The sequence below is a fragment of the Rhodococcus rhodnii NBRC 100604 genome, assembly GCF_001894925.1.
Classification (GTDB): Bacteria; Actinomycetota; Actinomycetes; order Mycobacteriales; family Mycobacteriaceae; genus Rhodococcus_F; species Rhodococcus_F rhodnii.
The window spans coordinates 1-21,738 of sequence record NZ_BCXD01000005.1; the positions used below are offsets into that span (position 1 = coordinate 1).

At 69.4% G+C, this 21,738-nt stretch carries 22 protein-coding genes and 1 riboswitch; of the genes, 11 read left to right on the forward strand and 11 right to left on the reverse strand.

Going from position 1 to position 21,738, the window contains the following annotated elements:
* Positions 1-246: 246 nt before the first annotated feature.
* The gene (locus RR1_RS04520; protein WP_010839298.1) at positions 247-1,140 is read left to right on the forward strand and encodes a LysR family transcriptional regulator; all 894 of its coding nucleotides are present in this window, start codon (positions 247-249) and stop codon (positions 1,138-1,140) included.
* 40 nt (positions 1,141-1,180) lie between these two features.
* On the opposite strand, the gene RR1_RS04525 is transcribed toward RR1_RS04520, so the two are convergent.
* Both RR1_RS04525 and RR1_RS04530 read right to left on the reverse strand, forming a co-directional pair.
* On the reverse strand, positions 1,181-1,858 hold the full coding sequence (locus RR1_RS04525) for a GAP family protein (protein ID WP_010839297.1): 678 nt from the start codon (positions 1,856-1,858) through the stop codon (positions 1,181-1,183).
* Positions 1,855-2,346 (reverse strand): tRNA (cytidine(34)-2'-O)-methyltransferase, encoded by a 492-nt coding sequence (locus tag RR1_RS04530; protein WP_071990764.1) that lies wholly within the window; start codon positions 2,344-2,346, stop codon positions 1,855-1,857. The genes RR1_RS04525 and RR1_RS04530 overlap by 4 nt, the downstream gene beginning before the upstream one ends.
* 114 nt (positions 2,347-2,460) lie before the next feature.
* On the opposite strand from RR1_RS04530, the gene RR1_RS04535 reads away from it, so the two are divergent.
* The 3 genes from RR1_RS04535 to RR1_RS04545 all read left to right on the forward strand — a co-directional run bounded on the left by RR1_RS04535 (position 2,461) and on the right by RR1_RS04545 (position 4,280).
* On the forward strand, positions 2,461-3,066 hold the full coding sequence (locus RR1_RS04535) for a pentapeptide repeat-containing protein (protein ID WP_040774435.1): 606 nt from the start codon (positions 2,461-2,463) through the stop codon (positions 3,064-3,066).
* Between the two features lie 66 nt (positions 3,067-3,132).
* A complete protein-coding gene (locus RR1_RS04540; RefSeq protein WP_010839294.1) occupies positions 3,133-3,993 on the forward strand; it encodes a bifunctional methylenetetrahydrofolate dehydrogenase/methenyltetrahydrofolate cyclohydrolase in 861 nt (286 codons plus the stop codon).
* Positions 3,994-3,995: 2 nt separating this feature from the next.
* A complete protein-coding gene (locus RR1_RS04545) occupies positions 3,996-4,280 on the forward strand; it encodes a DUF3017 domain-containing protein (RefSeq protein WP_010839293.1) in 285 nt (94 codons plus the stop codon).
* A 24-nt stretch (positions 4,281-4,304) separates the two neighbouring features.
* On the opposite strand, the gene metX is transcribed toward RR1_RS04545, so the two are convergent.
* Positions 4,305-5,429: a homoserine O-acetyltransferase MetX gene (gene metX, locus RR1_RS04550; protein ID WP_010839292.1), complete on the reverse strand. Its 1,125-nt coding sequence runs from the start codon at positions 5,427-5,429 to the stop codon at positions 4,305-4,307.
* 23 nt (positions 5,430-5,452) lie between these two features.
* On the reverse strand, positions 5,453-6,799 hold the full coding sequence (locus RR1_RS04555) for a bifunctional o-acetylhomoserine/o-acetylserine sulfhydrylase (RefSeq protein ID WP_010839291.1): 1,347 nt from the start codon (positions 6,797-6,799) through the stop codon (positions 5,453-5,455).
* Positions 6,800-6,910: 111 nt separating this feature from the next.
* Positions 6,911-7,028: riboswitch (SAM riboswitch) on the reverse strand.
* A 392-nt stretch (positions 7,029-7,420) separates the two neighbouring features.
* Here RR1_RS04555 and RR1_RS04560 point away from each other — a divergent pair.
* Positions 7,421-8,644 (forward strand): NADP-dependent isocitrate dehydrogenase, encoded by a 1,224-nt coding sequence (locus RR1_RS04560; RefSeq protein WP_010839290.1) that lies wholly within the window; start codon positions 7,421-7,423, stop codon positions 8,642-8,644.
* 97 nt (positions 8,645-8,741) lie between these two features.
* Here RR1_RS04560 and RR1_RS04565 read toward each other — a convergent pair whose 3' ends face one another.
* Complete coding sequence (locus tag RR1_RS04565; protein ID WP_010839289.1) at positions 8,742-9,482, reverse strand: DUF427 domain-containing protein; 741 nt, start codon at positions 9,480-9,482, stop codon at positions 8,742-8,744.
* Positions 9,483-9,630: 148 nt separating this feature from the next.
* Between RR1_RS04565 and RR1_RS04570 the strand changes: the two genes are divergently transcribed.
* Genes RR1_RS04570 through yhjD form a run of 4 tightly spaced genes read left to right on the forward strand, consistent with a single transcriptional unit; the run spans position 9,631 to position 13,825 of the window.
* Positions 9,631-10,872, forward strand: coding sequence for an MFS transporter (locus RR1_RS04570; protein ID WP_238559041.1), 1,242 nt, complete (start codon positions 9,631-9,633; stop codon positions 10,870-10,872).
* 10 nt (positions 10,873-10,882) lie between these two features.
* Positions 10,883-11,683, forward strand: coding sequence for an exodeoxyribonuclease III (locus RR1_RS04575; RefSeq protein ID WP_010839287.1), 801 nt, complete (start codon positions 10,883-10,885; stop codon positions 11,681-11,683).
* Between the two features lie 33 nt (positions 11,684-11,716).
* Complete coding sequence (gene trpS / locus RR1_RS04580) at positions 11,717-12,757, forward strand: tryptophan--tRNA ligase (protein ID WP_010839286.1); 1,041 nt, start codon at positions 11,717-11,719, stop codon at positions 12,755-12,757.
* An 18-nt stretch (positions 12,758-12,775) separates the two neighbouring features.
* The gene (gene yhjD, locus RR1_RS04585; protein WP_010839285.1) at positions 12,776-13,825 is read left to right on the forward strand and encodes an inner membrane protein YhjD; all 1,050 of its coding nucleotides are present in this window, start codon (positions 12,776-12,778) and stop codon (positions 13,823-13,825) included.
* A 40-nt stretch (positions 13,826-13,865) separates the two neighbouring features.
* Here yhjD and RR1_RS04590 read toward each other — a convergent pair whose 3' ends face one another.
* The 6 genes from RR1_RS04590 to sdhC form a co-directional block, all read right to left on the reverse strand.
* Positions 13,866-15,134: a D-alanyl-D-alanine carboxypeptidase family protein gene (locus RR1_RS04590; protein ID WP_010839284.1), complete on the reverse strand. Its 1,269-nt coding sequence runs from the start codon at positions 15,132-15,134 to the stop codon at positions 13,866-13,868.
* An 84-nt stretch (positions 15,135-15,218) separates the two neighbouring features.
* Positions 15,219-16,205 (reverse strand): malate dehydrogenase, encoded by a 987-nt coding sequence (locus RR1_RS04595; protein ID WP_010839283.1) that lies wholly within the window; start codon positions 16,203-16,205, stop codon positions 15,219-15,221.
* Positions 16,206-16,326: 121 nt separating this feature from the next.
* A complete protein-coding gene (locus RR1_RS04600) occupies positions 16,327-17,094 on the reverse strand; it encodes a succinate dehydrogenase iron-sulfur subunit (RefSeq protein ID WP_010839281.1) in 768 nt (255 codons plus the stop codon).
* Complete coding sequence (sdhA, locus tag RR1_RS04605; protein WP_010839280.1) at positions 17,094-18,845, reverse strand: succinate dehydrogenase flavoprotein subunit; 1,752 nt, start codon at positions 18,843-18,845, stop codon at positions 17,094-17,096. The genes RR1_RS04600 and sdhA overlap by 1 nt, the downstream gene beginning before the upstream one ends.
* 15 nt (positions 18,846-18,860) lie before the next feature.
* Entirely contained in the window at positions 18,861-19,316 is a 456-nt protein-coding gene (locus RR1_RS04610) for a succinate dehydrogenase hydrophobic membrane anchor subunit (RefSeq protein ID WP_010839279.1), read from the reverse strand.
* A 1-nt stretch (position 19,317) separates the two neighbouring features.
* Positions 19,318-19,722, reverse strand: coding sequence for a succinate dehydrogenase, cytochrome b556 subunit (sdhC, locus tag RR1_RS04615; RefSeq protein ID WP_071990763.1), 405 nt, complete (start codon positions 19,720-19,722; stop codon positions 19,318-19,320).
* 291 nt (positions 19,723-20,013) lie between these two features.
* Here sdhC and RR1_RS04620 point away from each other — a divergent pair, with 291 nt between their 5' ends.
* Positions 20,014-20,415, forward strand: a complete 402-nt coding sequence (locus RR1_RS04620) for a cytidine deaminase (protein ID WP_040774425.1) — start codon at positions 20,014-20,016, stop codon at positions 20,413-20,415.
* Positions 20,412-21,734 carry a thymidine phosphorylase gene (locus RR1_RS04625; protein ID WP_010839276.1) on the forward strand — a complete coding sequence of 441 codons (1,323 nt, stop codon included), beginning with the start codon at positions 20,412-20,414 and terminating at the stop codon, positions 21,732-21,734. The genes RR1_RS04620 and RR1_RS04625 overlap by 4 nt, the downstream gene beginning before the upstream one ends.
* The last annotated feature ends 4 nt before the right edge of the window (positions 21,735-21,738 follow it).

Genomic DNA, 21,738 nt, shown 5'->3' on the forward strand with positions numbered 1-21,738 from the left:
CACCGATACGCGAGGGCGCCGGTGAGCGCCACGAGCAGCGTCGCGGCGCCGGCGGCGGCGCCGGCCGCGACGGCCCGCTCCGCTCCCGAACCACCCGCGCCGACGGCGACGATCGCGGTACCCATGACCGCTGCGAACCACTTCGGACTCATGGTCTCCACCGTCGCCGGATCGTCTCGCCGTCGGTAGAGCCCTCGTCGTTGATCGGTCACAAACAAGCCTTGTGGGATGGCCTATCCTGGGCGGATGGCGATGTCTCCTCGCGTCCCGGAACTGTCCGCGCTCGACGTACTCGTGTCGGTCGAGCGGTGCGGCAGCATGGGTGCCGCGGGCCGCGCCCACGGGCTGAGCCAGCAGGCCGTCTCGGCCCGTGTGCGCTCGGTCGAACGGCAGCTCGGCGTCAAGGTGTTCGACCGGGGGCCGAGCGGCGTACGACCGACCGCCGAGGGCGCACTCCTGCTCGAATGGGCGGGCCGGATCCTCGACGCCGCCGAGGAACTCGCGTCCGGCGTCGCAGCGCTGCGCGGGGAGCGACGCGGTGGTGTCGCCGTCGCCGCCAGCATGACGATCGCCGAGTACCTCGTCCCGGCGTGGACCGTCGTGATGCGCCGCCGCTTCCCCGACGTCACGACGACGGTGCGGCTCCAGAACTCCGCCGAGGTGATCGCCCGCGTGCAGTCGGGCGAGGCCGACCTCGGATTCGTCGAGGGCCCCGACATCCCGGCGACGCTGCGCAGCGCCCCCGTCGGCCGCGACCGGCTCGTCGTCATCGTGCCGCCCGCCCATCCGTGGGCGCAGCGCGAGTCCGTCTCGCTGACCGAGTTCGCGGAGACGCCGCTCGTGCAGCGTGAACCCGGCTCGGGCACGAGGACGACTCTCGAACAGGTCGTCCCCGGCATGGCGCCGCCCCTGCTCGAACTCAGTTCGGCCACCGCAGTGAAGGCCGCGGTGCTCGCGGGAAACGCGCCTGCCGTCCTGTCGTCGCTCGCGGTCGCCGCCGAGCTCGACGACGGCCGCCTCGCGCGCGTCGAGGTCGAGAGGCTCGCGCTTCCACGCACCCTGCAGGCGGTGTGGGACCCGGTGCGCGGCCTCTACGGTGCGGCGCGCGACTTCCTCGACATCGCGCTCGCCGCACGCTGACACGCCGGGGCCGGAACACGCCGGGCAGAAGAGGGCTGCGTCAGAACACGTCGGAGTGGTGGATCAGGGCGTCGACGACGAGCCCTGCACCCACGACGAAGAAGATCACTCGCACCGCGAGCGGACCCCAGCGAGTCAGCAGCCGCACGATACGCAGGTAGCGCCGCCGTGACCGGCGGCTGTTGCGCGTCGCGAGCGCGAGCACGAGCAGCGGCGGGATCAGCGCGATCGCGCAGTACACGACGACGATGACGGGCCAGGCCGCGGGAAGCGGATGCTGCGCGGCGATCATTGCGAGACCCGCCAGGTAGGGCAGTGCGGTCGGTGCCTGGATGATGCCGATCACGGCGCCGGCGGCACCGAGGACGGCGGGTTTCGAGCGGAGCTTCTCGGCCCACGGCGGCGCCTTCTGGTTGCGCGCCGGAATCAGCGCCAGGACGAGCAGCACGAGACCGATCGCGAGTTCGCCCCGATAGCGCGTCGCGGCGGTCAACTCGAAGTCGAGCCACGTCGTGAGCCAGTCGATACCCAGGACGGTGAGGATGCCGAAGGTCGTCGTCGACAGGAACACGCCCGCGACGAAGGCGAGTCCGCCCGGAACGGGCGAGCGGCGGCGCAGGCGTGCATCGAACACGACGGCCGTCGTCACACCCACGAGCAGGACGTCGAGTGAATCGAGGACGGCGAACCCGAGGAGGGCGAGCAGCAGAGCGATCACGAGCCGCGCACCGCCCCGGTGAAGCCCCGCTGGCGCCACACCTCGTACGCCGCCACCGCCGCCGCATTGGACAGGTTGAGCGAGCGACGCCCCGCGAGCATCGGGATCCGGACCAGATCGGTGATCCGCGGGTGCGCGAGCACCTCCGGGACGAGGCCGGTGGGCTCGGGGCCGAACAGCAGGGCGTCGCCGTCGCGATAGTCGATGTCGGTGTGGAAGGTCGCGGCATGTGCCGTGAACGCGAACACACGGGCACCGGGCACGGCGGCGAAGGCGGTGTCGAGATCCGGGTGGACCGTCACCGACGCGAGGTCGTGGTAATCGAGCCCGGCCCGCTTGAGCTTGGGCTCGGACAGATCGAAGCCGAGCGGTTCGACGAGGTGGAGTTCGCACCCCGTCGCGGCTGCCGTGCGGATCGCGTTTCCCGTGTTCGGGGGGATGCGCGGTTCGTGGAACATGATGCGGCACGGCGCCGGCGGACTGCTCATGACCGTCGATTGTCCACTCCCTGCCCGCGGCCCGGCGCCGCCGCCCCCGTGGCCGCCGCCGATTCCGAAGATCGTGACCCGAAACACCCCCGCGCGCAGCGCGATATGAAGACCATGGGAAGCGTGGGACAGCAGAGCGCGACCGTCGGCGGCGACTTCGCCGACCGGGAACTGCCCGCCGACTTCCGCGGCAGGCGGTTCCTGCGCTGCTCGTTCCGCGAAGCCGATCTCCACGCCGTGCACACGGCGGGCGCCGTGTTCTCCGAATGCGACTTCACGGGCGCCGACCTCGGGTCGTCGCTCCACATCGGGACGGCGTTCCGCAACTGCACCTTCCACGGCAGCAGGCTCACCCACAGCACCTTCCGGGCGTGCGAGTTCTACGGATCGACGTTCGAGCGCGCCGCGATGCGTCCCGTCACCTTCGAGGACGTCGATTTCACGCTCGCGGGGTTCGGTGGAGCGGACCTGCGGGAGATCGACTTCAGCGACTGCACGATGCGCGAGGCGAACCTCATCGGCGCCGACATGCGGCGCGCACGCCTGCAGTCCGTCGACCTCCTCGGTGCTCACGCCAGCGGCACCCGGCTCGACGGCGCCGACCTGCGCGGCGCGCACGTCGAGCCAGCCCTGTGGCGCGGATCGTCGCTGCGTGACGCGCGTATCGAACCCGAGCAGGCGGCCGCCTTCGCGGCGGCACACGGCCTGTGGGTGGGCTGACCGGCGCCGGTCGCGGTGGGCCGAACACCGGATCGGCGGCCGTGGACAGCGTGCGACAATGACGCCGTGACTGCGACGAGGCTCGACGGCAAGACCACCCGCGACGAGATCTTCGACGATCTCACCGACAGGGTCTCGGCCCTGCGTGAGCGCGGGATCGTGCCGGGACTCGGAACGGTGCTCGTGGGCGAGGATCCCGCGTCCGCGGCGTACGTCCGGGGCAAGCACAACGACTGCGCGAAGGTCGGCATCACCTCCATCGCACGCGAACTCCCCGGCGACGTGAGCCAGGCCGAACTCGACGCGACCATCGACGAGCTCAACGCCGACCCCGCGTGCACCGGCTACATCGTGCAGCTGCCGTTGCCCCGCCATCTCGACGAGAACGAGGCACTCGAGCGCATCGACCCCGACAAGGACGCCGACGGGCTGCACCCGCTCAACCTGGGCCGCCTCGTCCTCGGCAAGACCGCACCGCTGCCGTGTACGCCGCGCGGCATCCTGCATCTGCTTCGTCGCTACGAGGTCCCGATCGCGGGGGCGCACGTCGTCGTCGTCGGGCGCGGCGTCACCGTCGGCCGGCCGATCGGGCTGCTCTTCACGCGCCGCACCGAGAACTCGACCGTCACGTTGTGCCACACCGGAACCCGCGACCTCGCCGCGGAGGTCTCGCGCGCCGACATCGTCGTGGCGGCCGCGGGCGTGCCGGGGCTGATCACGCCGGAGATGGTGAAGCCGGGTGCCGCGGTCGTCGACGTGGGCGTGAGCCGTACCGAGGACGGCGCGCTGCGCGGCGACATCGCCGACGGCGTCGACGAGGTCGCCGGCTTCCTGTCGCCGAACCCGGGCGGTGTCGGCCCGCTCACCCGCGCCTTCCTGCTCGCCAACGTCGTCGAGCGTGCCGAACGGCTCGCCGACGAGGCGTGAGCATGGTGGCCGTGCGGCGCGAGGTGTCGCCGAAGCTGGCGATCGTCGCCGTCCTCGTCGTCATGGTGGTCGCGGTGGGCTTCGTCCTCGCCGACCGCTGGCGGCGCGGCGCGTTCGTGCTCGGTGTCGCCGTCGTGATCGCGGGCGTGCTGCGGCTCGTCCTGTCCGACGAGGCGGCCGGCATCCTGCAGGTGCGCAGCAAGCCCTTCGACGTCGGTGCGCTGCTCGCCGTCGGCGGCGCGATCGTGTTCCTCGCCGTCTCGATCGATCCGCTCGGCACCGACTGACGTAGCCGGACCGGGCCCCCGCGGTCAGCGGTGCGTGCGGGCCAGGTCCATCGTCTCGGCCAGCAGCTTCGCGACACCGTCCGCCTCCGTGAGGAAGCCGTCGTGGCCGTCACGCGAATCGAGCACCCGCAGTTCGCCGCTCGTCGGGATGTCCGCCGCGAGCTCCTCCTGCAACCGCAGCGGATAGAGCCGGTCGGACACGACACCCGCCACGATCGTGGGGGTGACGATCGAGGCGAGCGCCGCACGAACGCCGCCGCGGCCACGCCCGACGTCGTGACGGTTCATCGCCTCGCTGAGCAGTACGTACGTCCCGGCGTCGAAGCGGCCGACGAGCTTGTCCGCCTGATGTTCGAGGTAGCTCTGCACCGAGTAGCGGCCGCCGTCCCACGGGTCCTCGCCGTGCTGCGCCGAGTTGGCGAAACGGCTGTCGAGCTCGTGCTCGGTGCGATAGGTCAGATGCGCGATACGGCGCGCGATCCGCAGTCCGGCGAGCGGCGCACGGCCCGTGCCGTGATAGTTGCCGCCCTGCCAGTCGGGATCCGAGCGCACGGCCTCGATCTGCGTCGTCTGCGTACCGATCTGATCGGCCGTCGCGCGCGCACCGACCGCGAGGACCAGCGCTGCGGCGACCCGCTCCGGGTACTCGATCTCCCACTCGAGGGTGCGCATTCCGCCCATCGAGCCGCCGACGACCGCAGCGATCCGATCGATGCCCAGCAGGTCGAGGAGCATGCGCTCGGACGTCACCTGATCGCGGATCGAGATCCACGGGAACCTGCTGCCCCACGGCGCGCCGTCCGGGCCCGGTGACGCCGGACCCGTGCTTCCGCGACAACCGCCGAGCACGTTGACGGCGACGACACACCACTCGTCGGTGTCGATCGGGGCACCCGGCCCGATCATCCCCTCCCACCAGCCGGGGGAGGGATGTTCCCCTCCCGCCGGGCCGGTCACGTGCGAGTCACCCGTGAGCGCGTGCTCGACGAGGACGACGTTGTCGCGGTTCGGCGAGAGCCGCCCCCACGACTGCACCGCGAGCGTCACGTCCGGGACCTCGGCGCCGCTCTCGAGCTGCACGGTCCCGATCGGGATGCGAGTGAGCGTGCCGTCGGGACGCAGCAACTCGTGGGGAGAGAGCTCGTGCACGGGTGCCCTGTTCGTCGCTGCCGTCAAGATCGCGCCGCCGCCAGTCCGGTGCGCAGGTCCGCGAGGATGTCGTCGATTCCCTCGATGCCGACCGCCAGCCGCACGAGGCCCGGCGTCACACCTGCCGCGAGCTGCTCCTCGGGGGAGAGCTGCGCGTGCGTCGTCGACGCCGGGTGGATGACGAGCGAGCGGACGTCGCCGATGTTCGCGACGTGGCTGTGCAGGGTCAGCGCATCGACGAACTTCTTGCCGGCGTCGACGCCGCCCTCGAGCTCGAACGCGACGATCGCACCCGCGCCCTTCGGGGAGAGCGCCGCGGCGCGCTCGTGCCACGGCGACGACGGCAGACCCGCGTAGCTCACCGACGTGATGCCGTCGCGGCCCTCGAGGAACTCGGCGACGGCGGTCGCGTTGGCGACGTGCCGTTCCATCCGCAGGCTCAGCGTCTCGATGCCCTGTGAGATGAGGAAGGCGTTGAACGGCGAGATCGCGGACCCGAGATCACGCAGCAGCTGGACGCGCGCCTTGAGCGCGTACGCCGGTGCGCCGAGCTCGGCGAACACGACGCCGTGGTAGCTCGGGTCGGGCTCGGTGAAGCCGGGGTGACGGCCCTGCGTCCAGTCGAATGTGCCGCCGTCGACGATCACGCCGCCGATCGCGGTGCCGTGACCGCCGAGGTACTTCGTCGCGGAGTGGACGACGATGTCGGCGCCGTGCTCGAGCGGACGCAGCAGGTACGGCGTCGCGACGGTGTTGTCGACGATCAGCGGAAGGCCGTTCTCGTGTGCGACGGCCGCGATGCCCGGGACGTCGAGGACGTCGTTCATCGGGTTGGAGATCGTCTCGCCGTAGAACGCCTTGGTCTCCGGCCGCACCGCGCTGCGCCACTGGTCGAGGTCGTCGGGATCGTCGACGAACGACACGTCGATCCCGAGCTTCGGGAGCGTGTAGTGGAAGAGGTTGTACGTGCCGCCGTAGAGGCGGGGGCTCGACACGATGTGATCGCCCGCGCCGGCGATGTTGAGGATCGCGAAGGTCTCGGCGGCCTGGCCCGACGCCAGCAGCAGCGCCGCGACGCCGCCCTCGAGGGCCGCGATCCGCTGCTCGACGGCGTCCTGCGTCGGGTTCATGATGCGGGTGTAGATGTTGCCCGGCTCGGCGAGCCCGAAGAGCGCGGCGGCGTGATCGGTGTTGTCGAACGTGTAGGACGTCGTCTGGTAGATCGGCAGTGCGCGGGCCCGCGTCGTCGCGTCGGACGTCTGGCCGGCGTGGATCTGCTTCGTCTCGAACGCCCACGCGGCGGGATCGGCGGCGGGGGTGTCGGTGCCCTCGGTCGTTGCGGTGGCGGGGGCTTCGATGGGATCGGTCATCGCGATGCGCTCCGGAATGTGTGTCGTGACTTCGTGTCGGAAGAACCTGGGATGGGGCCTATCCGCGACGACAACACAGGACACGTACTCGCATGCTGCACCTCCACGTCGGATCCGCGCTTGTCGCCCGACTCGCCTGATCAGGAAACCAGGTCATCACCCGGGGCACCCCGCCGCGGAGGAGGGTTGCCGGCCAGCTAGCCGGGGCTTCGTGCTGGCACTCATGACCTGCCGCCGATCTTAACCGAGGGTGGCGGCACTCCCGAATCGGGTCGCGGAATGCATCTGAGCAGCGGAAAGTTACCGATGGGTAGGGCCACTCGGCGCACCCCGGCGGTGAAAAGCGACATTGCTAGCAGTACGCTTGTCTTGTTTGGTTCGGACCTCGCAGGAGGTCCTGGGCAACGACTAGCCTCGATGTGGACGAGCTCGTGCGAGTTCGATGCACCCGTGTGTTGGACACGGCTGCGAGAGCGAGACGGCGAGTTCGACACGGCGAGGCTCCATATCGTTCGCGGACCACCCACAAAGTGCGTTCGTGGTCGTGCACCACTCGTGGTCGTGCACACGGGGAAACTTCCCACGGCGGCCGAAGGAAACTCAGGAGGACGCGAAGCACCCATGTCCAAGATCAAGGTTGAGGGGACGATCGCCGAACTCGACGGCGACGAGATGACGCGCATCATCTGGCAGTTCATCAAAGACAAGCTGATCCATCCGTACCTGGATGTGAATCTCGACTACTACGACCTCGGCATCGAACATCGCGACGCGACGGACGACCAGGTCACCGTCGACGCCGCGAACGCCATCAAGAAGCACGGCGTCGGCGTCAAGTGCGCCACCATCACGCCCGACGAGGCCCGCGTCGAGGAATTCGGCCTGAAGAAGATGTGGCGGTCGCCCAACGGCACCATCCGCAACATTCTCGGCGGCACGATCTTCCGCGCGCCGATCATCATCTCCAACATCCCGCGTCTCGTCCCGGGCTGGTCGAAGCCGATCATCATCGGGCGTCACGCGTTCGGTGACCAGTACCGCGCGACCGACTTCAAGGTCCCCGGTCCCGGCACCGTCACCATCACGTACACGCCCGAGGACGGCAGCGAGCCGATCGAGCACGAGCTGGTGAACTTCCCCGAGGCCGGCGGCGTCGTCCAGGGACAGTACAACTTCACGAAGTCGATCGAGGACTTCGCGCGCGCGTCGTTCAACTACGGCCTGCAGCGCAACTACCCGGTCTACCTGTCGACGAAGAACACCATCCTCAAGGCGTACGACGGCGCGTTCAAGGACATCTTCCAGCACGTCTTCGACGCCGAGTTCAAGGCGGAGTTCGACGCCGCGGGCCTGACCTACGAGCACCGCCTCATCGACGACATGGTCGCGTCGTCCCTCAAGTGGGAGGGCGGCTACGTCTGGGCGTGCAAGAACTACGACGGCGACGTCCAGTCCGACACGGTCGCGCAGGGCTTCGGCTCGCTGGGCCTCATGACCTCGGTGCTGCTGACGCCGGACGGAAAGACCTGTGAGGCGGAGGCCGCGCACGGCACCGTCACGCGGCACTTCCGTCAGCACCAGCAGGGCAAGCCGACGTCGACGAACCCGATCGCCTCGATCTTCGCGTGGACGCGCGGACTCGAGCATCGCGGCAAGCTCGACGGCACCCCCGAGGTCATCGCGTTCGCGCAGGACCTCGAGGACGTCGTCATCAAGACCGTCGAGAGCGGTCAGATGACGAAGGATCTCGCGATGCTGGTCGGCGGCGACCAGGGCTACCTCACCACCGAGGAGTTCCTGTCCGCCCTCGACGAGAACCTGCAGAAGGCACGCTCGAACGCCTGATCTGCCCGGCTCTCTCCACCACCCCTGTCGGCGCAATGTCACACACGGTGTGCGTTCGATGCACACGCTGTGACATTGCGCCGTCCGCGTGGAAGGGTCAGGTGTTCGGTGCCGGGTCGATCGTCGTCTCGAAGCGCTCGTGGTAGAAGCACACGAGCCCGGCGATCGCGGCCGCTCCGTCGAGCGGGGCGTCGTAGGTCCATGCGACGTCGGTGAGCAGCCGCCCGCCGACCTCCGCAGTCCAGTACGACGCCTCGCCCTTGTAGGGGCACACCGAGCGCGCGTCGGTCGCCGTCAACGGCACCGCGACGTCCTCACGCGGGACGTAGAGCCGCGCGAACGGAAATCCCGTCTCGAACAGCATCCGCGCACGGGTCGTGTCGACGAGAACATCTCTGCCGGCGACGATGCGCACGTGCCGTGAACTGCGGCGGACGTCGACGCGGTGATACGGATCGCGCGGATGTCCGATCACTTCGTCGTCCTCCTCGAGCCACTCGAAGTCGTCGTGTGTGAACACGAAGTACGACGCGAGATCGGGATCGCTCAGCCGGTAGACCGACCCGCGCCGTGTCTCGTCGCCACCGGCGACGAACTCGGTTCCGGGCGCGGTGTGCTCGTCGCTCGGCTGCTCCGCGGCGACGAGCGCGACCGCGACGTCGACGCCGGGGATCGCGTAGCTCGGGACGTAGTGGCCGGGCTCCCACACCAGGACGGCGGCGGTCGTGTCGGCGACGACGCGCCGGTCACCGCGGGCGAGGGCACGCACCCGCGCGTGGATCGGCTGCCAACGCAGTTCCTCGCGCATCGCCGCCATGCCGCCCATGTGCATCGCCATACCTCCGAGTGTGCCCGGTCGCGGCGGCGGCCGTGAGTCATCTCACGTGCGTGGACGGAACAGCGCGCGGTGCGGTGACATTGTGCTTCGGGTGGCCGATTCACGGCCTCACCCGCCATCCCCTCCCCGTTCGCAGGAGAACCGCGTCGTGACGACAACGGACACTCGCCTCCAGGACTCGGGCCCGGTGCCGAGCCCGGGCGCCCGGCGCCTCGCGTTGCTGGCGCTCGCGCTGGGCGGCTTCGGCATCGGCACGACCGAGTTCGTGTCGATGGGACTGCTGCCCGAGATCGCGTCGAGCCTCGGTATCGGCGAACCCGTTGCCGGTCATGCCATCTCCGCCTACGCGCTGGGTGTCGTGATCGGCGCCCCCGTCATCGCCGTGACGACGGCGCGCGTGCCGCGCAAGGCGCTCCTCGTCGCGCTCACCGCGGTGTTCGTCGTCGGCAACGCGGCGACGGCGATCGCGCCGACGTACGAGACGCTCGTCGGAGCCCGCGTCCTCGCGGGACTGCCGCACGGCGCGTACTTCGGCCTCGCCGCCCTGGTCGCCGCGCACATCGCCCCGCCCGGCGCCCGGGCGCGCAGCGTCGCGAGCGTCATGCTCGGCCTCTCGGTCGCCAACGTCGTCGGCGTCCCCGTGGCGTCGTGGCTCGGCCAGACCTTCGGCTGGCGCGCCGCGTTCGTCCTGGTCACGCTGATCGGGATCGTCACGCTGGTCGCCGTCGCGGCCCGCGTGCCGCATCTCGGGTCGATGCCGCAGAGCCGACCCGTCGCCGAACTCGGTGCGCTGCGCAGCCCCCAGGTGTTGCTGACGCTGCTCGTCGGCGCGGTCGGCTTCGGCGGGCTGTTCGCCGTCTACACCTACATCTCGACGTCGCTCACCGACGTCGCAGGGATGCCCCGGTCGTGGGTGCCGATCGCACTCATGGTCTACGGCCTCGGGATGGTCGCCGGAAACATCGTCGGCGGCCGGATCGCGGACCGCGCGCTGATGCCGGGGCTGTATGCCGCGATGGGGTCGATGGCGGTCATGCTCGCGGTGTTCGTCGTCGCGCTCCAGCACCCGGTGTCGGCGCTGATCGTGTTGTTCCTCGTGGGGCTGTCGGGCGCCGCGGCGATCCCGGCGCTGCAGACTCGGCTCATGGACGTCGCGGGCGACGCGCAGACCCTCGCCGCCTCGCTCAATCACGCCGCCCTCAATGCCGCGAACGCGTTCGGTGCGTGGATCGGCGGCGTCGTCATCGCCGCCGGTCTCGGTTACACGGCGCCCGCCGCGGTCGGTGCGCTGCTCGCGGCGGCCGGTGTCGCGGTGCTCGGCGTCGCGAGCCTGTACTCGAGACGCGACGAGCGCCAGCGTCATCAGGTCGTTGTCGGGGGCGTTCGTTAGCCTGTCGCCCGTGCCGCACATCATCACCACCGTCAACGTCAACGGCGTCCGCGCCGCCGCGCGCAAGGGGCTCACCGGGTGGCTCGCGGCCACCGAGGCCGACGTCGTGTGCCTGCAGGAGACGCGCGCGTCGGACGCGCAGTTGCGCGAGACGCTCGCGGACGCGCTGGCGGAGGGCTGGCACGTCGCCTCCGCCGAGCCCGCCGCGAAGGGACGCAACGGCGTCGCCGTACTCTCGCGCCGTCCGGCCGACGCCGTGCGCGTCGGGCACGACGACGGCGAGTTCATGGACGCCGGACGCTATCTCGAAGCCGACTTCGACGATCTGACCGTCGCGTCGCTGTATCTGCCCAGCGGCGAGGTGGGCACGCCCCGGCAGGACGAGAAGGACCGCTTCCTCGCGTCGTTCGCCGAGTATCTCGGCCGGACGCAGGCCGCTGCCGGCGCCGCGGGCCGCGAGGTCGTCGTGTGCGGCGACTGGAACATCGCGCCCGCCGAACTCGACATCAAGAACTGGAAGGGCAACCTGAAGAAGTCCGGGTTCCTGCCCCACGAGCGGCAGTGGCTGGCCGATCTCGCGGCCGCGGGCTGGGTCGACGTCGTGCGCGCACTGCATCCCGGTACGGAGGGCCCGTACTCGTGGTGGTCGTATCGCGGCAAGGCCTTCGACAACGACGCGGGCTGGCGAATCGATCACCACCTCGCCACGGCGGGACTCGCGGAGCGCGCGAAGTCCGCGGTCGTCGAGCGTGCGGCGGCGTACGACGAGCGCTGGTCCGATCACGCGCCCGTGACCGTGCAGTACCGGTGAACCCTCGCCCGGGGCGCGTGGGAAAATGACGGCATGTCCACTCCTGCAGACGATCGCTCCAACCCCGATCGCACGACGAAGCCCCGGGTGCTCTCGGGAATCCAGCCGACGGCGGACTCGTTCCACCTCGGCAATCTGATCGGAGCGGTTCAGCAGTGGGTGCCGCTGCAGGACGAGTACGACGCGTTCTACTTCATTCCCGACCTGCACGCGATCACGGTCTCGCAGGATCCGAAGGAGCTGCGCCGTCGCACCAAGGTCGGTGCGGCGCAGTTGCTCGCCCTCGGTATCGACCCGAGGCGCTCGACGCTGTTCGTGCAGAGCCAGGTTCCCGAACACGCCGAGCTGGCGTGGGTTCTCGGCTGCATCACGGGATTCGGCGAGGCGAGCCGGATGACGCAGTTCAAGGACAAGTCGGCCAAGCAGGGCAGCGACAACACGACCGTCGGCCTGTTCACGTATCCGGTCCTCATGGCCGCCGACATCCTGCTGTACCGCCCGCAGCGGGTTCCGGTGGGGGAGGACCAGCGCCAGCATCTCGAACTCTCGCGTGACCTCGCCGCGCGGTTCAACTCGCGGTACGGCGACACCTTCGTCGTCCCCGAGGCGCACATCGTCAAGGAGACCGCGAAGATCTACGACCTGCAGGACCCGACGTCGAAGATGAGCAAGTCGGCGTCGAGCCCGAACGGCCTGATCAATCTGCTCGACGACCCGAAGGTCTCGGTCAAGCGGATCAAGTCGGCCGTGACCGACAACGAGCGCGAGATTCGCTACGACCCCGCCGCCAAGCCGGGCGTGAGCAATCTGCTCACGATCCAGTCGTCGCTCACCGGGACGCCCGTCGCGGACCTCGTCGCCGGGTACGAGGGCAAGGGGTACGGCGATCTCAAGGGCGACACCGCCGAGGCGCTCGTCGAGGTCGTGACGCCCGTCCGTGAGCGCGTGAACGAATACCTCGCGGACGAAGCCGAACTCGATCGTGTCCTGGCTTCCGGTGCGGAGCGCGCTCGCCAGGTATCGTCCGACACGTTGGCCGATGTGTACGACAAGGTCGGATTTCTGCGAACGTAGCGGCGAAAGGGACGCGGAGTGGCGGACGCGAAGGCAGTGTCGGACGCGAAGGACGACGAACCGGGCTTTCTCGATCGCCAGCGGGCGAAGCGTCCGTGGTTCGACCACGTGATGCGTGCGGCGAATCGCTATCAGGACCAGAACGGCGACGACTACGCCGCCGGGATCACGTACTTCAGCATCCTCTCGCTCGTCCCGATCCTCATGGTCGTGTTCGCGATCGCGGGCTTCGTCCTCGCCGGGCAGCCGCAGTGGATCGAGGAGATCAAGAACTCGATCACGACGAACGTTCCCGGTGGGCTCGGCGACACGCTCTCGGATCTCGTCGATTCGGCGATCGGCGCGCGCTCGACGGTCGGTGTCTTCGGTCTGCTCGGTGCCGCGTACGGCGGTCTCGGCTGGATGGCGAACCTCCGCAACGCACTGACGGCGATGTGGGAGACCACGCACGAGCAGGGCAGTTTCGTCAAGACCAAGCTCGGCGACGCCGGGGCGTTCATCGGTCTCGGTGCCGCGATGATCGTGTCGTTCGGCCTCTCGGCCTTCGGCAGCGGACCGGCGCTGCAATGGCTGCGCGACACGTTCGGTCTCGAGGACGTCGTCGGCTTCGGTGTCGCCGTGAAGGCCGTGACGATCCTCGTGTCCGTCGGCGCGATGTGGGCCGTGTTCGTGTGGGTGATCGCGCGGTTGCCGCGCGAACCAGTCGCGATCCGGAGCGCCGTGCGCGCGGCACTGCTCGCGGCCGTCGCCTTCGAGATCTTCAAGCAGGTCGGCACGATCTACCTGCAGTCGGTCACCAGCGGGCCCGCGGGCGTCGCGTTCGGCCCGATCATCGGTCTGCTCGTGTTCACCTTCTTCACGTGCCGCATGATCCTGTTCTGCACCGCGTGGGCGGCGACGACGCGCGAGAGCATGGCCCTCGCGCACGTCCCGGCACCGCCGCCGGCCGTCATCACTCCCCGCGTCGAAGTGGCCGAAGGCCCCGGCATCGCACGGGGGATCGCCCTCGTGGGTGCCGGGGCCCTCACCGCTCTCGGTGTCGGCGGCCTCCTGCGCCGCCGACGCTGAGCTCGGCCTCGGTGGTGGCCGTCAGGCGCACCGGGGTGTGTCAGCCGCGATGATCGTGGCGGCGCTTCTGCATCCAGGCTGCTCCCAGCAGCGCGAGCACGACGCCGACACCGGTGGTGACGACCCCGGCGCGGACGCCTGTGTCGCTCGACTGTGCGGCCGCCTCCGTCAGCTCTGCGGTGGCGGCCGTATTCGTCTCCGCGGGAGCGGGATTCGAGGGGGGCAGCGCCGCGAGTTCGACGGCGGGCTCGGGTTCGGGCTGGTTCAGCGTTCCGACCGAGACGCCGGCGGGCTGGGCGAACGCCCAGTCGAGCAGGTACGTCGCCTGCTGCCACGGGCGGACCGAGGTGAGTTCGCCGCCCATCATCGTGACCTGGAGCGTGCGGCCGTCACGGTCGGCGGCGCCGACGTAGGTGTGACGCGCGGCGTCGGTGAAGCCGGTCTTGCCGCCGATGGCGCCCGGGTAGTTGTAGAGCATCCCGTTGTCGTTCGTCAGCACGAACCCGGGCCGGTCGTAGTCGGCGGGATCGTTCGGATCCTTGGGGTAGCCGGGGAAGAACACCTCGGGCGCCGAGACGAGCTCGCGGAAGGTGGGGTTCTGCAGCGCCGCGCGGAAGATGAGCGACATGTCGTACGGCGAGCTGCTCATGCCGGGCCCGTCGAGGCCGGACGGCGTGGCGGCGCGCGTGTCCAGAGCGCCCAGCGAATGCGCCTTCGCGTTCATCTTGTCGAGGGTCGCGGGAACGCCGCCCATCTCACGCGCGAGCATGTTGGCGGTGTCGTTGCCGGACGCCATCATGAGGCCCTGCAGGACGGTGTGGATCGAGTAGGTGCCGTGCGGGCCGACGCCGACGCGGCTGCCGATGATGTCCTCGTCCTCCTGGAGCGCGACGACGGTCTTGTTCATGTCGAGCTCGTCGAGGGCGACGAGTGCGAGCAGCACCTTGATGACGCTCGCGGGCCGGTAGCGGCCGTGGGCGTCGTGTGCGGCGATCACCTCGCCGGTGTTCACGTCGGAGATCATCCAGCCCTGGGCGTCGACGCCACCGGGCAGCGGTGGGGCGTCGGGAGCGGCGACGAAGTCGCACGAGCCGAGCGCGTCGCCGCCGACGGGCGGGTTCGGGACGGGGAGCGGCTCGGGGCCGGGGGTGTCTACGGGGTTCGCGGCGGGCGCGTACCGGAGCGGGCAATGGTCTGCTGTTGCTGGCGCGGGTGCTGCGGCAGCGGTCCCGGCGAGTGCGCCGGAACCGCCCAGCGCGACGAGGAGACTGCATGCCGCGGACGCCGCGACTTTCCGTGGTGAGTGCATCGCGTTACGAGCGTATGGACCGAATGGCGACATGGCTAGGCAATCTCCGGCAAATGTGACGAGAGCATCACGAAAAGGTCTCTGTCAGGCGAAGCCGAGTTCGCGCACGGCATCGCGCTCCGCCACGAGTTCCGCGACCGAGGCATCGATGCGCGCCCGAGCGAATTCGCCCAGGTCGAGTCCCTCGACGACCTTCCAGTCGCCACCGTCCGAGGTCGCCGGAAACGAGCAGACGAGACCTTCCGGCACCCCGTACTCGCCGTGCGAACGCAGAGCTACCGAGGTCCAGTCGCCGTCCGGGGTGCCGAGCACCCAGTCGTGGACGTGATCGATCGCGGCGTTCGCCGCCGACGCGGCGGACGACGACCCGCGCGCCTCGATGATGGCCGTTCCACGCCGCGCGACGGTGGGCACGAAGTCGTTCTCGAGCCAGTCGCGATCCTGTGCGATGTCGGCGCCCGCGCGATCGCCGACCCGGGCGTGGAAGATGTCCGGATACTGCGTGGCCGAGTGATTGCCCCAGATGGTCACCCGCGAAATGTCGCGGGCCGCGGCTCCGGTGTGCTTGCCGAGCTGCGCGATCGCACGGTTGTGATCGAGCCGGGTCAGCGCGGTGAACCGCTCGCCGGGCACGCCCGGTGCGTTCTCGGCCGCGACGAGCGCATTGGTGTTCGCGGGATTGCCGACGACGAGCACCCGAACCCGGTCCGACGCCACGTCCGCGATCGCACGCCCCTGCTCCTGGAAGATCGCGCCGTTCGCCGACAGCAGGTCCGCGCGCTCCATGCCCTTCGACCGGGGCCGCGATCCGATGAGCAGCGCGATGTCGGTGCCGTCGAACGCGGCGCGCGCGTCGTCGTACACGTCCAGCGAGTCGAGCAACGCGAACGCGCCGTCTTCGATCTCCATCGCGGTACCCTCGGCCGCGCGCACGGCGCCCGGCAGGTCGAGCAGCCGCAGCTTCACCCGGATTCCCTCGCCGAGCATGTCGCCGGCGGCGATCCGGAACAGTGCCGCGTAGCCGATGTTCCCCGCCGCCCCGGTCACCGTGACGGTCATCGTGTCGCTCATGGGCCGAACACTAGCCCTGCCACGAACGCATCCGGCCCCGGTGTGATCGATGTCGACGGGATTCGACACAGATCACACCGGGGCCGGACGCGAGGTGCAACAGCAGGTTGCGCAAGCGAGATCAGCGGCTGAACAGCAGCGCGCGCTTGACCTCCTGGATCGCCTTGGTCACCTGGATGCCACGGGGGCACGCCTCGGTGCAGTTGAACGTCGTGCGGCAGCGCCACACGCCGTCCTTCTCGTTGAGGATGTCGAGTCGCTCGGCGGCACCCTCGTCGCGGCTGTCGAAGATGAACCGGTGCGCGTTGACGATCGCGGCGGGGCCGAAGTAGCTGCCGTCGCTCCAGTACACGGGGCACGACGTCGTGCAGCACGCACAGAGGATGCACTTCGTCGTGTCGTCGAACCGGGCACGATCGTGCTGGCTCTGGATCCGCTCACGCGTGGGCTCGTTGCCGGACGTGATGAGGAACGGCTTGACGGCACGGAACGCGTCGAAGAACGGCTCCATGTCGACGACGAGATCCTTCTCGACGGGCAGCCCGCGGATCGGCTCGATCGTGATGGTCACCGGCTTGCCGTCGGCGGGCAGCATGTCCTTCATGAGGAGCTTGCACGCCAGGCGGTTGACGCCGTTGACGCGCATCGCGTCGCTGCCGCAGATGCCGTGTGCGCACGACCGGCGGAAGGTGAGGGTGCCGTCGAGGTAGCCCTTCACGTACAGCAGGAGGTTGAGCAGACGGTCGGTCGGCAGCGCGGGGACCTGGAAGCTGTCCCAGTGCTGCTCCTCGCTCACCTCGGGGTTGAAGCGGGCGATCTTGAGCGTGACGATCGTCGCGCCCTCGGGGACGGCGGGCAGTGCGGGTGCTTCTGCGGCTGGCGCTGACATCAGTACTTACGCTCCATCGGCTCGTAGCGAGTCTGGACCACCGGCTTGTAGTCGAGACGGATGTCGGAGAGCAGGCCTTCGCCCTCCTTGTAGGCCATCGTGTGCTTCATGTAGTTCGCGTCGTCGCGGTCCGGGAAGTCCTCGCGTGCGTGGCCGCCACGCGATTCCTTGCGATTGAGGGCGCCGACGACGGTGACCTCGGCCATCTCGAGCAGGAAGCCGAGCTCGACGGCTTCGAGCAGGTCACTGTTGTAGCGCTTGCCCTTGTCCTGCACGACGATGTGGTTGTAGCGCTCCTTGAGTGCGCGCACGTCCTTCAGGGCCTGCGTGAGCCGCTCCTCGGTGCGGAACACCGACGCGTTGTTGTCCATCGACTGCTGGAGTTCGGTGCGGATGTCCGCGACGCGCTCGTTGCCGTGATCGGACAGGATGAGCGCGAGCCACTCGTCGACCATGCCCTCGGGACGCTCCGGCATGTCGACGAAGTCGTGGCTGTTCGCGTACGCGGCGGCGGCGATGCCCGCGCGGCGGCCGAAGACGTTGATGTCGAGCAGCGAGTTGGTGCCGAGACGGTTCGCGCCGTGCACGGAGACACACGCGCACTCGCCGGCCGCGTAGAGGCCGGGAACGATGTTGTCGTTGTCGCGCAGCACCTCGCCGTTGATCTTGGTCGGGATGCCGCCCATGACGTAGTGACACGTGGGGTAGACGGGCACCGGCTCCTTGACGGGGTCCACGCCGAGGTAGGTGCGCGAGAACTCCATGATGTCGGGGAGCTTGTCGTTGAGGGTTTCCTCGGGGATGTGCGTGACGTCGATGAGGACGTAGTCCTTGTTCGGGCCGGCGCCGCGGCCTTCGAGGACCTCGAGGACCATCGACCGCGCGACGATGTCGCGGGGCGCGAGGTCCTTGATGGTGGGGGCGTAGCGCTCCATGAAGCGCTCGCCGTCGGCGTTGCGCAGGATGCCGCCCTCACCGCGGACGGCCTCGGAGATGAGGATGCCGAGGCCCGCGAGTCCCGTCGGATGGAACTGGTGGAACTCCATGTCCTCGAGCGGCAGGCCCTTGCGGAAGACGATGCCCATGCCGTCACCGGTGAGGGTGTGCGCGTTGGAGGTCGTCTTGTACATGCGGCCCGAGCCGCCGGTCGCGAACACGATCGCCTTCGAGTGGAAGACGTGGATCTCGCCGGTCGCGAGCTCGTACGCCACGACGCCGGTCGCGACCGGGCCTTCGGGCGTCTCGGTGAGGACGATGTCGAGCGCGTAGAACTCGTTGAAGAACTCGACGTCGTGCTTGACGCAGTTCTGGTACAGCGTCTGCAGGATCATGTGGCCCGTGCGGTCCGCCGCGTAGCACGCGCGCCGGACGGGGGCCTTGCCGTGGTCACGGGTGTGGCCACCGAAGCGGCGCTGGTCGATCTTGCCCTCGGGCGTGCGGTTGAAGGGGAGACCCATCTTCTCGAGATCGAGGACGGCGTCGATGGCCTCCTTGGCCATGATCTCGACGGCGTCCTGATCGGCGAGGTAGTCACCGCCCTTGACCGTGTCGAAGGTGTGCCACTCCCAGTTGTCCTCCTCCACGTTCGCGAGCGCGGCGCACATGCCGCCCTGCGCCGCGCCGGTGTGGCTGCGGGTGGGGTAGAGCTTGGTGAGGACGGCCGTGCGCGCGCGGGGGCCCGCCTCGATGGCAGCGCGCATGCCGGCGCCGCCGGCGCCGACGATGACCACGTCGTAACGATGTTCCTGCATTGAGTCTGTGCTCCCCTAGCTCGCGGAGATGTTGGGGTCGAAGGTGAAGATCACGTAGGTACCCAGGCCCATGATCAGGATCATCGAGATCGCGAGGATCGCGTTGAGCCAGAATCGAGTGGAGTCCTTGCGCGAGTAGTCGGCGATGACGGTGCGCAGACCGTTGCCGCCGTGCAGCTGGGCGAGCCACAGCATGAGCAGATCCCACACCTGCCAGAAGGGGCTGGACCAGCGGCCCGCGACGAACGCGAAGTTGATGCGGTGCACGCCGTCGTCGAGGATCAGCATGATGAAGAGGTGCCCGAGGACGAGCACGACGAGCGCGAGGCCCGAGAAGCGCATGAACAACCACGCGTAGAGCTCGAAGTTGTTCTTGGCCTGACGCCGCGGTGCACGCGGGTTGTCGAGGCTCGCCGGCCGGTCGAAGGTCTTGCCGAGGCTCACGGCCTCGTTGCCCGAAGTAGTCGCCATGTCAGTGCCCCGCGAACGTGTTGTAGAGGATGCGGCCCGCGCCGGGGATCATCACGACGAACCACACGCCGAGGACGACCCAGAGCATCACGCGCTGGTACTGCGGTCCCTTGGACCAGAAGTCCACGAGCATCACGCGGATACCGTTGAGCGCGTGGTACAGCACTGCGGCCACGAGCCCGATCTCCATGAGCCCGACGATCGGATTCTTGTACGTTTCGATGATCCGGTCGTACGTGTCGGGATCGACGCGCACGAGGGCGGTGTCGAGCACGTGCACGAACAGGAAGAAGAAGGTCAGTACGCCAGTGATCCGGTGAAGTACCCAGGACCACATACCGGGATCGCCCCGGTAGAGCGACCGCGTGCGCTCCCGCTTGGGAGCGGCTTCAGCCGTGGTTGTCATCGAGTGCTATGCCTCCAACGTCTTTGGTGGACGGGCGAGCCGTGGGGCTGTGGGCCACTCGTGCCGAAGCGCCTGGCGCATCGGTGACATTCGACCCTGATTTCGAGCATGACTCGACACCATCCTGAACCGACTTCACTGAACTCTAAACCCAAGAGAATCGGCGGAACTAATTCGCTCCCCGATTCGTACCCGCGGGGTCCGGCAAATGAGGTTTGCCTAACCGAATGGCGGGAGGGCTCAACGGGTTCGGTGTGCCGCGTCCGTCACACCGTGCCAGGATATGTGGTCATGGTGGCAGTAGAGTGGGATGTGTTGCGGCGCAAAGCGCATGACATCGCGGCGGGCGCGTGGGCACCCTATTCGGGGTTCCCCGTGGGTGCTGCCGCACTCGTCGACGACGGCCGAATCGTCGTGGGATGCAATGTGGAGAATGTCTCATACGGACTCGGGCTGTGCGCCGAATGTGTACTGGTCGGTAACTTGTTCACCTCCGGTGGCGGGCGTCTGATCGCCCTCGCATGCGTCGACTCCGACGGCGCCGTTCTCATGCCGTGCGGGCGCTGCCGGCAGGTGCTCCACGAGCACGGAGGCCCGGGCCTCCTCGTCGATCATCGCGCCGGGCCGGTACCCCTGTCAGCGCTTCTGCCCGACGCGTTCGGGCCCGACGAGGCGGGCAGGCTGACCCGATGAGCGGCGACGCGTTCGACGCGGTGTCCGTCGTCGTCGCCAAACGCGACGGCGCCGAGCTGTCGACGGCGCAGATCGACTGGATCGTCGACGCCTACACCCGCGGCGATCGCGTCGCCGACGAGCAGATGGCGGCCCTCGCGATGGCGATCTGCCTGCGCGGGATGACCCGGCGCGAGACCGCGGACTGGACCGCGGCGATGGTGCGCTCCGGCACCCGGCTCGACTTCCCCGGCCTCACGCGGCCCACCGTCGACAAGCACTCGACGGGCGGTGTGGGCGACAAGATCACGCTCCCGCTCGCGCCCCTCGTCGCGGCGTGCGGCGCCGCGGTGCCGCAACTGTCCGGGCGCGGGCTCGGGCACACCGGCGGGACGCTCGACAAGCTCGAATCCCTCGCCGGCTGGCGCGCCGATCTCACCGTCGACCGGATGCGTGCCGCGCTCGCCGATCCCGGGGTGGGCGCTGTCGTCGCCGCGGCGACCGAGGATCTCGCACCGGCCGACCGCAAGCTGTACGCGCTGCGCGACGTCACGGGCACCGTCGAATCGATCCCACTCATCGCGAGCTCGATCATGAGCAAGAAGATCGCCGAGGGGACGGGCGCGCTCGTGCTCGACGTCAAGGTCGGCTCCGGCGCGTTCATGAAGACCGCCGACGCCGCGCGCGAACTCGCGGTCGCGATGGTCGAACTCGGCGCGGACGCGGGCGTCGCGACGAGTGCGTTGCTCACCGACATGTCCACACCGCTCGGCGCCACCGTCGGCAACGCCCTCGAGGTCCGCGAGTCGTGCGAGGTCCTCGAAGGCGGCGGGCCGGCCGACGTCGTCGAGCTCACCCTCGCGCTCGCCCGGGAGATGCTGGCGGCCGCGGGGCTGGACGCGGTCGATCCGGCCGACGTCCTGCGCAGCGGCGCGGCGTACGACCGCTGGCGGGCCATGGTGCGCTTCCAGGGCGGTGATCCCGACGCGCCGCTGCCGACCGCGCGGCACACCGACATCGTCACCGCCGACGCCGACGGCGTCGTGACGGCGATCGACGCGCTGCCCGTCGGGCTCGCGGCGTGGCGGCTCGGCGCGGGTCGCGAACGGCAGGGCGATCCGGTGCAGGCGGGGGCGGGCGTCGAGATCCACGCCGCGATCGGGGACGCGGTGCGCCGCGGCGACACCCTGTTCACGATGCACACCGACACCCCGGAGTACTTCGACGCCGCCCGCGAACGGCTCACCGCGGCGGTGACCCTCGGCGCCCACACCTCCGAACGGCGCGCCCCCGAACGACGCGCCCTCGTGATCGAGCGGATCGGCGGGTCCGGGCGTTAACGTC

What these genes read in the sequence shown, in the direction of transcription:
- RR1_RS04520 (WP_010839298.1), top strand. Translation starts at nt 247, where the DNA reads ATGGCGATGTCTCCTCGCGTCCCGGAACTGTCCGCGCTCGACGTACTC.
- RR1_RS04530 (WP_071990764.1), bottom strand. Translation starts at nt 2,346, where the DNA reads ATGAGCAGTCCGCCGGCGCCGTGCCGCATCATGTTCCACGAACCGCGC.
- RR1_RS04535 (WP_040774435.1), top strand. Translation starts at nt 2,461, where the DNA reads ATGGGAAGCGTGGGACAGCAGAGCGCGACCGTCGGCGGCGACTTCGCC.
- RR1_RS04545 (WP_010839293.1), top strand. Translation starts at nt 3,996, where the DNA reads ATGGTGGCCGTGCGGCGCGAGGTGTCGCCGAAGCTGGCGATCGTCGCC.
- RR1_RS04555 (WP_010839291.1), bottom strand. Translation starts at nt 6,799, where the DNA reads ATGACCGATCCCATCGAAGCCCCCGCCACCGCAACGACCGAGGGCACC.
- RR1_RS04560 (WP_010839290.1), top strand. Translation starts at nt 7,421, where the DNA reads ATGTCCAAGATCAAGGTTGAGGGGACGATCGCCGAACTCGACGGCGAC.
- RR1_RS04565 (WP_010839289.1), bottom strand. Translation starts at nt 9,482, where the DNA reads ATGGCGATGCACATGGGCGGCATGGCGGCGATGCGCGAGGAACTGCGT.
- trpS (WP_010839286.1), top strand. Translation starts at nt 11,717, where the DNA reads ATGTCCACTCCTGCAGACGATCGCTCCAACCCCGATCGCACGACGAAG.
- RR1_RS04590 (WP_010839284.1), bottom strand. Translation starts at nt 15,134, where the DNA reads ATGCACTCACCACGGAAAGTCGCGGCGTCCGCGGCATGCAGTCTCCTC.
- RR1_RS04595 (WP_010839283.1), bottom strand. Translation starts at nt 16,205, where the DNA reads ATGAGCGACACGATGACCGTCACGGTGACCGGGGCGGCGGGGAACATC.
- RR1_RS04600 (WP_010839281.1), bottom strand. Translation starts at nt 17,094, where the DNA reads ATGTCAGCGCCAGCCGCAGAAGCACCCGCACTGCCCGCCGTCCCCGAG.
- sdhA (WP_010839280.1), bottom strand. Translation starts at nt 18,845, where the DNA reads ATGCAGGAACATCGTTACGACGTGGTCATCGTCGGCGCCGGCGGCGCC.
- RR1_RS04610 (WP_010839279.1), bottom strand. Translation starts at nt 19,316, where the DNA reads ATGGCGACTACTTCGGGCAACGAGGCCGTGAGCCTCGGCAAGACCTTC.
- sdhC (WP_071990763.1), bottom strand. Translation starts at nt 19,722, where the DNA reads ATGACAACCACGGCTGAAGCCGCTCCCAAGCGGGAGCGCACGCGGTCG.
- RR1_RS04620 (WP_040774425.1), top strand. Translation starts at nt 20,014, where the DNA reads ATGGTGGCAGTAGAGTGGGATGTGTTGCGGCGCAAAGCGCATGACATC.
- RR1_RS04625 (WP_010839276.1), top strand. Translation starts at nt 20,412, where the DNA reads ATGAGCGGCGACGCGTTCGACGCGGTGTCCGTCGTCGTCGCCAAACGC.